The sequence below is a fragment of the Sphingobacterium sp. Mn56C genome, from assembly GCF_049319645.1.
GTDB lineage: Bacteria > Bacteroidota > Bacteroidia > Sphingobacteriales > Sphingobacteriaceae > Sphingobacterium.
Genome location: NZ_JBMOUC010000001.1, coordinates 203896 through 216122 on the forward strand (window position 1 = coordinate 203896; position 12227 = coordinate 216122).

Here is a 12227-nt window from a genome sequence, read left to right on the forward strand (position 1 = left end):
TGTTAATTTTACAAGAATGACAGAACAATTCAGGCTTGCAACCATCGAAGATTATCCAAGAATTATGGAAATCTGGGAATCAGCGGTAAGCGCTACACATCACTTTCTAAGCGAGGAAGATTTTATACATTTTAAACAGGTTATTCCAACAGATTATCTGCCCAACCTGGAGGTATTCTTACTTATCGAAAATGAGATACCTATCGGATTTTCTGCAGCAGCAGAAGGAAATCTGGAAATGCTTTTTATCCATAATGATTATCGAGGGAAAAAATACGGTAAAAGGCTATTTCAATTTATGAAAGCGAGCTGTGCTGTTGATAAGGTCGATGTCAATGAACAGAATATTCAGGCCATTGGCTTTTATGAAAAATTAGGATTTAAGAAAATAGGAAGATCTGAACAGGATGGTTCGGGTAAAAACTATCCTATTATACATATGGGGCTTTAAAAGAAAACCTGCTTAAAATTAAATGTATTGTTAATAATAAACATATGATTGACGGACTATATGAAACACATATTCAGGTGAGTAACTTGAACGCAGCTGTTCAGTTTTATACTGAAATCATAGGACTGCAACTGGCACATTACGATGAAACCAGACCTATCGCATTTCTTTGGATCGGTGAAAACAAGAAGGCCATGCTCGGACTGTGGGAACAGCCGGAGAATTTACAGAAAAGACACTTTGCTTTCAGCTGTTCCAAAGATTTTATACTAAAATCGGCAAATACTTTTTTACAGGAAAGAGAATTAAAAGCGTATAATTTCCTTAAAGACGGTACCAACGAACCAATGGTTTTTGCGTGGATGCCTGCATTAGCCCTTTACTTTGACGATCCAGACGGAAATCAGCTGGAGTTTATCCATATTCTGGAAGGTGAAAGTAAACCAGAGCTTGGTGTGGTTAGTTACGAAAAATGGACAAAGCTGAATTCATCTCATTAGAACAATATGAATTTAGCAGAAAACTATTTAGACATCAATCGTCATTCGTGGAATACGAGAACAGAGACACATCTCAGATCTAATTTTTATGATTTGGAGGGTTTCTTGAATGGCAAAAATTCGTTAAACGATATCGAACTCCGTTTACTCGGAAACTTGTCTGGCAAATCGGTCTTACACCTGCAGTGTCATTTCGGACATGATAGTATTTCTTTAAGCCGTTTAGGTGCTGAAGTTGTTGGTATTGACTTATCCGATGCGGCTATTTATCAGGCACAACAATTGGCCAAACAACTCCATACTTCCACGGAGTTTATTTGTAGTGATGTTTATGATTTGCCCAATCATTTAGATCGTCAGTTTGATATTGTCTTTACCAGTTATGGCACCATTGGCTGGCTCCCTGACTTGGATAACTGGGCGCAGGTCGTTTCAAGATTTTTGAAACCAGGAGGTAAATTTGTTTTTGTTGAATTTCATCCATTTGTTTGGATGTATGATTCGGCTTTTAAAACAATTGACTACAGCTATTTTAATACAGGCCCTATTGTAGAAACAGAAACCGGGACTTATGCGGATAAAGAAGCCAAAGTCGAATTGAAATCAATCGGTTGGAATCATAGTTTAGGCGAGGTAATAGGCGCATTGATGAAAATTGATTTGGACTTAAACTCCTTTGAAGAATTTAATTATTCACCTTATCCTAATTTCAATAATTCCGTTGAATTTGAGCCTGGAAAGTTCAGGATTGCTCATCTAGGCGATAAGATCCCAATGTTGTATGCTTTGACGGCATCAAAAAAAAGAGATAAATAAAATATAGGCTTTTTCAACCTAAAAAAAATACGTATGGAAATTAACATAATTACAATAGCTGATGAGAATATCGCTGAAATTGTAGGTGAAGGCGTTTTTATCAAAACAGCGGATGAGGCCGTCCAACTTATGATGGACTGCAAATATGGTCATAATGCTTATAAAGCTATTTTTTACCAGGAGAATATCACGGCAGATTTCTTTGCGTTAAAAACCAAACTGGCGGGTGAAATTCTACAAAAATTTACGCAATATGGTTTTGATATTGCTATCGTTGGTGAATTTTCGAGCTATGGAAGCAAGAGTCTGAATGACTTTATTTACGAAAGTAATAAGGGAGGCAAGATCAACTTTGTGGAAAGCAAAGCTGTTGCTTTGGAAAAATTAAGTAAGCCATGAAAAGTATCTTTAAATCAGAGGCAGGAAAGTTACAAATCATCAAAGCTTATGATGAAGCTTTGCAAAAGTTGGATGGACAGTTACAATCAAGCTTTATTCACACAAGCTTTGGTGATACGCACCTCTTAACTAATGAAAATGAAGGAAAAGAAGTCCTGTTACTGTTGCATGGCGCCTCATCAAATGCCAGCTCCTGGCTTTCGGACTGGGAAATCTACAAGAAAGATTTCCGCATTATTGCAATAGATATAATTGGTGAAGCAGGGAAAAGTGCCGAAACAAGACTTCCTTATACGACTAACGACTATGCTAATTGGCTTAACGAAGTACTAACTGCCCTTGATGTTCAGAAAGTAAACATCGTTGGTTTATCTCAGGGGGGGTGGTTAGCCATTCGTTTTGCAAGTTCTTTCCCTCAAAAAGTAAATAAAATAGTGCTACTTGCCCCGGCCGGAATTGTTCCAACCGAGGGAAAGTTTATTCTTAAAGCGATTTTATATAGTCTATTAGGAACTTTAGGAAAGAAAAAAATAAATAAACTTGTACTTGGGGGCCAAGTGGTAGACCCAAAAGTTAGGAGCTTTATGGATTTAACGCAAAGTAATTTTCAAGCGCGGATGGATAAGGAATATCTATTTAAAGATCAAGAGCTTAGCAAAGTTACCATGCCTACATTGTTTATTGGCGGAGCAAAAGATGTTATTCGCTCTGCAGATAAGATAGCCGCACGCCTTCAGGCCGTATTGCCAAATTTCAAGTCGATCATTGATCCTGCAAAGGGCCATGTGTTAGTCGATACCGCAGCGACTATTAATCAGTTTTTAAAAGGATAAACCGTTAAACAGCAAGGGGTCTTAGATACGTTGTACGTATTTTGTATCCCTTGTTAATCTTTCTGCAATGTTCCTTTGAAATAGAACGAGTGTTTTTACAAACTATTCTTTTGAAGAACATTTGTAGCTTAAACCAAATAGTGAATACGGATTTGCAAGCTATTCTGCTATTTTAAAATAAATAACCTTAAGTGAGGAATTACCTTTACAAAAACTAAAAAAATGAAAAAACAGATACTAACCTATTCCAGCACTCAAAATTTCCCCCTGAAAATAGGTTATAAGAATAATAATTCCATCAGATTCCGGAATAGACTAAGCAAAAAGGAGCCTACCCATGATTTATGATACAGCCTCATCCGATTAAATAGATGTTTTGCTGATTATTCAAATATTTATCTTTTTGATTTGTATACCTTTCCTTTTTGCTGCGGTTTATCTTTTGTGGCATTTTCACTTTCTTTAGAGGCTCCATTGTTTCGAATTGATATATCTTTTAGTTGATTCAGTCGTCTCAAATCTTCCAAAAAAGAGTTCGAGTTTTGTACCAGCGGGATCACAAAAAAAAGCAACTCCAAAAGGGTTGCTTTTTTTGTTTCCCTGTGGATTGGATGAAGATAATCATGAAAGAGGAATTTGATTTTTCATGAATGTTTGTTTCTAGGGTATTCAAGAGGGCTTCGCCGTTTTGAGCGCTTCAAAGAGGAAGCAATACGAGGCCTTTATGAAGGTAGAAAAATGGGCGGTACCGATGGTGTTTTTGCTCCTATGCTGAAACACCTTTTGGAATCTATGTTGGAAGGCGAGCTTGATCACCATCTGCATGAGAGTAAAGATTCTGGAGAGACTAACCGTAAAAATGGGAAGACAAAAAAGACGGTTCGTAGCCTTCAATCGGGACATTATGAACTGGAGAGCGGTCGTTGGACAAAAAAGCAGTTGTTACTGACCTGAAACCAGTATATCAAGCAGTCAACCAAGAGCAGGGCTACGAGAAACTCCTTGAATTTGAGGATAAATGCGGTAAGAAATACCCGCTTTCAGTCAAAGGCTGGCTGGATAACTGGGTAAATCTTTCCACTTATTTTGAGTATTCACCAGAGATAAGACGAGCAATTTACACAACTAATGCTATGAAGCAATGCACCGGCAAGTCAGGATAGTTACTAAAAGTAAGGGAGCTTATACTTCTGACCAGGCTCTCTTAAAGCTCATTTACTTGGTTATTCAAGATATTACAAAAAAATGGACAATGCCTATTCACAATTGGGGCATGACAATGCAACAGCTACACATTAAATTTGGGGATAAGATTAAAGCCTTCTGCGGTTCCTTTTAGGCATCGGATTCGAGGCTTACAGCCTCTTAAATCCGATTCCTAAAGGAACTAGTGACAGTTCGCATTACACTCCCTTGGAGTGAAGTTTTTTTTGTAGTAAACAAACAAAAGCCCTAATTAAAGCCCTAGAGATAGTGGAGAACGGGGTCTTTTGTAAAGCTGTTTTTGCGAAAGGTTTCTAATATTTTGATAGATTAGAAAATTGAATCTTCAACTATATATTTAATCAAAATGTTATAGAGTGAGTAAACTTCATAACTTAAGCAATATTATTATTATTATAAATATTATAAATCCTATAAAGTAGTATTTATTACATCTAATTTTTGGTTTATAGATTATATTATCTATTGAGAATCTACGCATTTTCTATATTCTTTAACACTAACAATACAACTTACACAAGCAGCTATTTCTAATAGTCCAGCTCCACATCCAAAAAAAGTTCCACCGATAGCAACAGCACAAAGTCCACATGCCCATTTATCTATTTTATCTTCACAATCAGTGCAATTAGATTTTGGAAGTGGTGATTTAATAGTATATGAAAATAGAACTATATTATCTGGAATATTAAACTTTTTAGGTGGATTATTAGAAATAAATTCATCATATTCTTTAACATTTATTATTTTATAATAATGTTATCACTAACATTCTATGTATTTTCTAAAAATACAATGTAATTATCAAATTGAAACACGTTATCTGAATTAAATAGTCCTAAAAACGCACTTTTAGAATCTAAACTAATTATATTAGAACTCTTTGCTTTAATTGAATTAATTTTGATTAATGGCTTATAAGAATTCTTCTCTTGGAAATTTTTGAAATAATCAATGTTTGTTTTATTTTTTGAAATATCTAATAATTCAAGTCTTGTTATATGTAATCTTTCATTTACTTTTCTAGGAATATCTTCCGTATTATAATCTTTATCACATGAAAATAAAACAAATAAAAGTGTTAAAATGTAAATTAATTTATTCATGATCTAATGTTTTTTATTTAGAATAGTTATAATTACAAAACAAATTAAATTTTATATTGTTTTGATTTTCAGATAATTATTGCAGAACATTAAGGGTTCTGTCTATTTTTCTCTTGTTCTCCGGTTATAGGGCATAGGTATCCGCCCTACCAAATACATATGTAATTAACCTTCTGTAGACTTTACCTTTGCTTCCATGAATTTCACATTAAATAAACGTGAGCGCATGTTGGTATTAGTCGAGCAGTGGCGTCAGAGCGGACAGAACCGGAAAGATTTCTGCCTCATCCACGGGATTAAGAGTTGTACATTGGGGCGTTGGATTAAGCGTAGTGATGAGCAAGATTATGATGGCTCTGGATTTAAGGAGATTCTTCCTACTTCCAATCCATCCCAGCGGATTGAGATTATCTACCCCAACGGAATCAAGATCTGCACTGATGGAGATCTTTCATTGATCGCTAGGCTAATCCATATCTATTAGGATGTTGGCACAGAGAGTGAAATCGGTGTAAAACGTACTTTAGATAGTTTTGGGATTGCACGTAGCACTTTTTACAAATGGTACCAGAATTATCTCAAAAGTGGCTTTGATGGTTTGAAAACAAGCAAAAGAAGTTGTCGTAGGCAGTGGAATAGTATCCCCCAACAGCAAAAGGATCTGGTTGTAGAAATTGCACTGGAACATACCGAGTTGTCTTCAATAGAATTAGCTTACATAATAACGGATGAACAAGGTGTTTTTATTTCTGAATCAAGTGTTTATAGAATATTAAAACAAAGAGATTTAATTCCTGCACCCAATCATTTTCTTATTTCAGCAGCTAATGAGTTCAAAGATAAAACAGCATTTGTACATCAAATGTGGCAGACGGACTTCACTTATTTCAAGATTACCAGTTGGGGATGGTACTATTTGAGTACTGTTTTGGACGATTTTAGCCGCTATATTATTCATTGGGAATTATGCGACTCGATGAAAGCTGACGATGTAAAAAGGACAGTAGATACAGCGATTGCTAAAGCAAAATTGAAATCGAAAGCCAAGCCGAAATTACTATCGGACAATGGATGGTGTACCTATTGAAAGTGTGTCTAAAATGCCAGGTCAGGTAATAATTGGCTAAAAAGAATTTATAGAAAAAAAATTAAAACTCCAATTCGATCATTTTGCGTGTAATAAACTCTCTTAAAAAGTTTCCACCCTAAACCTATTTAACAGAAACTTAATACTATGCTTATACTGAGCACACGCCACTTTGACAATTTTACGTTCGAAAACTAACTACGTGGTGGATTATTATCAAGCATTAGATTCTGAATTATTAGCATCCTGCAAGCATGATGACATAAAGGCTTTTAACGAACTTTTCCGACGTTATGCAACGCCTTTGTATAAACAGGGCAACCGATATCTTGTTAATCCTGAGGTTGCAGAAGAATTGATGCTGGATATTATGTTGTCCCTATGGGAGAAACGACATGTCCGCGATATTAGTGGTGAATTGTCTGCCTACCTATACCGTTGCATGCGAAATAAGATTGTTGATCAACGTCGTAAAATGGTTCCTAAAACTATACCTATAGAAGAAGGATTGCTATTGGATACCCTAACCGAGAGCAGTAAGGGCGATGATAGAATAATGTGTGATGATGCTGAAAAGGTATATATTCAAGCTTTGGAAAAGATGAGCCCTCAGCGTCGTAAAGTTTTTCAAATGAGCCGCGAACAAGCTTTTACCTATAAAGAAATAGCCCAAGAAATGAATCTTTCAGTCAATACGGTTGAAAACTATATGGCTTCAGCATTGATAATTTTTCGCGCGCAGACTAATGCTTATATAACCTTAGGAATGTTGTTTATGCTTGTTTCTGTATTGTACATTTAATTCCCCCCCCCCCCTTATTGTAGGTATTCTTTCCCTTTGTTTTTGCAGAAATTAAACGGCAACGCGTATATATATATAGCATTTTATCTTTCAGAAATATTTTTTTTAATATTTTTTTCTTTCCACTAGGTGGTAAGCTGTACATGTTTACGAGTAGTAGTATATAGAGTCTAAAAGAGGCTTTTAGTATACAATGGAAATAAGAGAATTATTTATAAAATATTTAAACAATACATGTACCGCTCAAGAGGAAGAGCAAGTTAATGAGCTCCTCAATCAGCCGGAGATGTTAGCCTTGTTATATAGGTTGATGGAAGAGATTGATCGGAATGTGGAAGAAACAAATGATGCTCTAGATACAGATTCTAAAATGTTGGGTTGGCAAAAAGAAATTTCCTCTCGAATAGGCCAGTCTGTTTTAGATGAATTCGACAAAAACAATTCTCCAAAGAAATTATGGAACCAAAATATTATGCGTTATGCCGCAGCAGTAATTGGCCTTATCTTTTTAGCATCAGGAGCATGGTTTTTAATAAAATCGAAAATAGCCCCAAGCACACAAGATTTTGCACAGAAGAATGAGCAAGTATTGCCAGGAGTTGACCAAGCGACTTTGACCTTAGCAAATGGAAAAGTTGTTTCCTTGTCAGAAGCTAGCAATGGAGAGATTGCCGAGCAGTCTGGTGTACAGATTGAAAAAACAGCAGATGGTAATGTTGTATATAGCGTAAAAGAAGATGCTATTGCTACTAGTGCATACAATACTATTGCCACTCCTCGTGGCGGACAATATCAAGTGGTTCTTCCAGATGGCTCTAAAGCTTGGTTAAACGCAGCGTCCTCTTTAAGTTTTCCGGTACAGTTTCAACCCAATGAACGTAGAGTAAAAATGACAGGGGAGGTATATTTTGAGGTTGCAAAATTAGCGAATAAAGAACGTACCGGTCGTGTACCGTTTTTTGTAGAAACAGATAAACAAACTATTCAAGTTTTAGGAACCCAGTTTAATGTGAATGCCTATACCGACGAACCCTTTACTCGAACGACCTTAGTTGAAGGCAGTGTACGTATACATGCAGCAAACTCTTCTAATAGCATATTATTAAAACCTGGACAACAAGCTGTTTTAAAAGATCAATTTACAGTGAATACGATTGCTGTACAGGGAGTTATTTCTTGGAAAAATGGTGACTTTGTTTTTCAAGGAGAATCCTTAGCGAATATTTTACGTCAAGTATCACGTTGGTACGATGTTGATATTGACTGCCCTGAAGAATTAGGGAAACTTCGGTTTAATGGGATGGTGTCGCGCAGTAAACCTCTGTCGTCATTAATTAATATTATTCAATCTACACAGAAAGTTAATATAGAATTACAAGGAAGGAGGCTTATCGTGACAGAATAATACAATCGCTACGATAGGCTATAAAAAAAATCCAAAGGTGCGGGAACACCTTTGGACTAAAAGTTAAAACTATCGTATTACAATGTCGGAAAAACATCAATAGTTGGATAACATTAACGTAAACAAAAGTATGAATTTTTATCAAATCATGCGTGTTATGAAAATCACCATGGTATTAATGACTTGCTTATTGGTACAGTTGAGTGCAAATACTTATGCACAACGTGTTACAATGAACAAGCAAAACAGCCATATCCAAGCTGTACTAGAAGAAATCAGAAAGCAAACAAAGTACGATTTCTTTTATGACATGGACTTATTTAAAAAAGCTAAACCTGTAACCGTACAGGTTAGTCAGGCAAGTTTAGCGCAAGTGTTACAGATTTGCTTTTTAGGACAGCCATTTACCTATCGTATTCAAGATGGATCGGTAATTATAACTGAGGATAAACAGGCTAAAGCTACCACTACGAGTGTACAACAAACCATACGTATTATGGGGCGGGTAGTTGATGTAAGTAGTATGGCCGTTTTGCAAGGGGTATCAGTAAAAGTAAAAGGTGCTACTAGTTCTGCCTTAACGGATGGAAAAGGAAGCTTCGCCATCAACGTACCCGAAAAGGGTGCCGTTTTGGTATTTACCTATATAGGGTACCAAACTCAGGAAGAAAGAGTTGATGCCAATAGCGGCAATATTACCATTCGTTTGCAGCCTGCAATGGCCAAGTTGGAAGAAGTAGAAGTTACCGTACAGGCTCGACGTAAAGCTAATACCGAAGTTGCTGTATTAGAAGAACGTAAAAAGGCTTCCATCGTACAAGATGCCATTTCTGCAGAACTTATTGAACGAACAGGAAGTTTAACTACAACCCAAGCCTTACAACGCGTAACGGGGGTTACCGTTACCGATGATAAATATGTCGCGGTACGTGGTCTTGGTGATCGTTCGGTTATTGGACAACTTAACGGCGTGCGTTTAGCGTCATCAGACCCCGATAGAAGTGCTATACCGTTGGATCTAGTACCGGCCTCGTTATTGGATAATATTACAATTTATAAGACTGTAACTCCAGATAAACCCGCTGATGCGGCATCTGGTATTGTTGAGTTGAAAACAAAGTCTGTTCCTGATAAAATGACCTTTGAGCTTATAGCACAAACCGGTATGAATTCTAATATCGGTTTCGGGGGGAGTTACAATAGTTTCTGGAATAGTGATATGGGATTCTTGGGTACTAAGATTAACAATAAGAATTTACCTAATGACTTCTTAAACCTTTCGAAAGAATATCCTGGAGGACTTTCATCTATCCAAACGATGATTGCTAACAGTAATTATAGCCCTACCGCATATCAAGAGGTAAATCGTATAAACGGGATTATGCAACGCTTTGATCCCGTTATGACCTCTTCTTATCGTAAAGCTCCTTTAAATCAATTGTATTCTGCAACATTTGGAAATAGCTATACCGTATTTAAAAAACATAAGTTAGGTGTAGTTTTAGGGGCTAACTACTACCGTAGAACCACCGATATTAGCCAAGGAGACCTTACACAATATAGCATTTATCAAGGTGTGGTAACAGGAAACCCAGATGTTTATAGCTTCCGTAATATCCCTAACTACATCACGCCAAATAGCTTGTTTATGGGTAAATACCAAACCTATAAAGAAAATACAGGTACAGAAACTTTAAACTACGGTTCACTAGCTGGACTAACTTATCGTTTTAATCCTAGGCATGAAATAAGTATGCAGTACTTAGGTAGCTGGGGAGGGGAGACCATGTCAACAAATTTAAATGGTCGTTATGAATATACAGGTTTACCAGGAGATGTACGTAGTACCATTTATTCCTTAAAGCAATCGTACCGCACCCTAAACACTTTTAACGTACAAGGAGAGCATAAGTTTTTAAATACCGAACTATCTCCTCGTTTAAGTTACAATGCTGCGCAATCTAAATCTACTCAAAATGATCCCGATTTTCGTTTTATAAGTCTTGCTGATTACACACCACGTGGAGGAGGGTATTATCGTCGTTCTAGGGTTGGACCTCAAGCAGGAGCGGATGAAATAGTATACTCAGACCATTTATACGCACTTACTTCAGGATACGTTAACGGTTTTGGTCCTTTTGGTGTTATGCAGGCAGAACCAAACGGGCGTAGATGGCGCAACTTGGATGAACAAAACTATAACTATAAAGCAGACTTAACCATACCGTTTAAATTGTTTGGTGAGAAACAAGAGTTCAAAACAGGATTTAACTATTTATTTCGCGACCGTAAGTTTACCGAGAATCAGTTATTCCTTCCAGGATCAAATTTCTCTCAAAACAAAGCAAATGCTTTATATGATGTTCAAGGAAACCTAGACCGCCTGGTTAGTAATGAAGTTATTGGAGTGAGGTTGCCAACCTCAGGGCAGGGTGAAGGCACAATGCCGGTAGGAGGCTTTTTGTATAATATGCAGAAATCACCTAATAACTATAAAGGACACTTTGAAACCAACGCCATTTATGGTATGGTGGATTTAAGACTTACCAAAACCTTTAGAATGGCTGGTGGTGTACGTTTCGAAAGAACAAATATAGGATCGGCTGTAGATACAGCAAACGTGTTTTTAGACCCGTCTTTGACAGCAACATCACCAAATGGAACTCGTATTCCATTAAATCCTACGAATCCGAATTCGGTGTATAAAACGGGATACAAACCATTCTATTCGGTAAACGCTACTTATACACTAAACGAGAACATGAACTTCAGAGCGGCGTTTAACTCTACATTGGCCCGTCCTGAATTACGAGAAATTACCAATGTATTTGAGTTTGATGCCTTTCAAATGGGCTTAGTTGTAGGTAATCCAAACCTTAAAAATCAGTATACGCAAAATGCCGATTTTAGATGGGAATGGTTTCCAGAAAAAGGGGAAGTTATTGCCGTATCAGCATTTGGAAAACGCATAGAAAACCAATTGGTAAAGGTATTTAATTTACAAACTGAAGGGTTGGCTGCAACTTATCCTGAGTTCCCTACTATTCAGTTCCAAAACGATCCGAATGTAGGTAAGGTTTGGGGTATAGAATTAGAGTTGGTTAAAAACTTAGGTTTATGGTATGATCCTTTGGAAAACTTTTTCTTAGGTTCAAACTTATTGCTTGCACAAAGTGATATCAAAAAAACGAAAGAGCGCTATGAAGCTAACCGTTCGTTAGACCGTTATACGCCTAAAAATAGCCCTTTGTTTGAGCAAGCTCCTTATTCAGTTAATGCTTGGTTAAACTATGATAACAAGAAAATCGGTACCGATTTAACCCTGACCTTTAATATTGTTGGTGAACGTTTAGTACAAATTAACCTAACCGGGGAACCAGACCTTTATAGTCGTCCAGTACCTTATTTAGATTTTGTTTGGCGCCAGCGTATCAACAAACACATTCAGTTTAAAGGCTATGCCAAAAACATCTTAAATCCTGCTATACAAACCGTATATGCGAATCCACAAACGGGAGGAAAATGGTATGGCAACTCTTATATCAACCGTAGTTTTCAACGTGGAGCCGAAATTATGTTAGGCTTTACCTATAACTTGTTTTAA

General features: G+C 36.7%; 11 protein-coding genes and 1 pseudogene. 11 read left to right on the forward strand and 1 reads right to left on the reverse strand.

Annotated elements, in window-relative coordinates; translation table 11 throughout:
• Nucleotides 1-16 precede the first annotated feature (16 nt).
• The 6 genes and pseudogenes from ACL9RF_RS00950 to ACL9RF_RS00975 all read left to right on the forward strand — a co-directional run bounded on the left by ACL9RF_RS00950 (nucleotide 17) and on the right by ACL9RF_RS00975 (nucleotide 4338).
• Nucleotides 17-451: a GNAT family N-acetyltransferase gene (locus ACL9RF_RS00950; protein WP_422798718.1), complete on the forward strand. Its 435-nt coding sequence runs from the start codon at nucleotides 17-19 to the stop codon at nucleotides 449-451.
• A 44-nt stretch (nucleotides 452-495) separates the two neighbouring features.
• On the forward strand, nucleotides 496-951 hold the full coding sequence (locus tag ACL9RF_RS00955; protein ID WP_422798719.1) for a VOC family protein: 456 nt from the start codon (nucleotides 496-498) through the stop codon (nucleotides 949-951).
• 93 nt (nucleotides 952-1044) lie between these two features.
• Nucleotides 1045-1767 (forward strand): class I SAM-dependent methyltransferase, encoded by a 723-nt coding sequence (locus ACL9RF_RS00960; protein WP_422798720.1) that lies wholly within the window; start codon nucleotides 1045-1047, stop codon nucleotides 1765-1767.
• Nucleotides 1768-1800: 33 nt separating this feature from the next.
• On the forward strand, nucleotides 1801-2166 hold the full coding sequence (locus ACL9RF_RS00965) for a DUF4180 domain-containing protein (RefSeq protein WP_422798721.1): 366 nt from the start codon (nucleotides 1801-1803) through the stop codon (nucleotides 2164-2166).
• Nucleotides 2163-2999, forward strand: a complete 837-nt coding sequence (locus ACL9RF_RS00970) for an alpha/beta fold hydrolase (protein ID WP_422798722.1) — start codon at nucleotides 2163-2165, stop codon at nucleotides 2997-2999. Before ACL9RF_RS00965 ends, ACL9RF_RS00970 begins: the two co-directional genes overlap by 4 nt.
• Before the next feature lie 654 nt (nucleotides 3000-3653).
• Nucleotides 3654-4338, forward strand: a pseudogene (locus ACL9RF_RS00975) (transposase).
• Nucleotides 4339-4996: 658 nt separating this feature from the next.
• Here ACL9RF_RS00975 and ACL9RF_RS00980 read toward each other — a convergent pair.
• Nucleotides 4997-5329 (reverse strand): hypothetical protein, encoded by a 333-nt coding sequence (locus ACL9RF_RS00980; RefSeq protein ID WP_422798723.1) that lies wholly within the window; start codon nucleotides 5327-5329, stop codon nucleotides 4997-4999.
• A 226-nt stretch (nucleotides 5330-5555) separates the two neighbouring features.
• On the opposite strand from ACL9RF_RS00980, the gene tnpA reads away from it, so the two are divergent.
• The 5 genes from tnpA (at nucleotide 5556) to ACL9RF_RS01005 (ending at nucleotide 12227) form a co-directional block, all read left to right on the forward strand.
• Nucleotides 5556-5813 (forward strand): IS66 family insertion sequence element accessory protein TnpA, encoded by a 258-nt coding sequence (gene tnpA, locus ACL9RF_RS00985; RefSeq protein WP_422799976.1) that lies wholly within the window; start codon nucleotides 5556-5558, stop codon nucleotides 5811-5813.
• A gap of 54 nt (nucleotides 5814-5867) precedes the next feature.
• On the forward strand, nucleotides 5868-6416 hold the full coding sequence (locus ACL9RF_RS00990) for a DDE-type integrase/transposase/recombinase (protein WP_422799977.1): 549 nt from the start codon (nucleotides 5868-5870) through the stop codon (nucleotides 6414-6416).
• Between the two features lie 172 nt (nucleotides 6417-6588).
• Complete coding sequence (locus tag ACL9RF_RS00995; protein WP_422798724.1) at nucleotides 6589-7218, forward strand: RNA polymerase sigma-70 factor; 630 nt, start codon at nucleotides 6589-6591, stop codon at nucleotides 7216-7218.
• 193 nt (nucleotides 7219-7411) lie between these two features.
• A complete protein-coding gene (locus ACL9RF_RS01000) occupies nucleotides 7412-8623 on the forward strand; it encodes a FecR family protein (RefSeq protein WP_422798725.1) in 1212 nt (403 codons plus the stop codon).
• 130 nt (nucleotides 8624-8753) lie between these two features.
• Nucleotides 8754-12227: a carboxypeptidase-like regulatory domain-containing protein gene (locus tag ACL9RF_RS01005; protein ID WP_422798726.1), complete on the forward strand. Its 3474-nt coding sequence runs from the start codon at nucleotides 8754-8756 to the stop codon at nucleotides 12225-12227.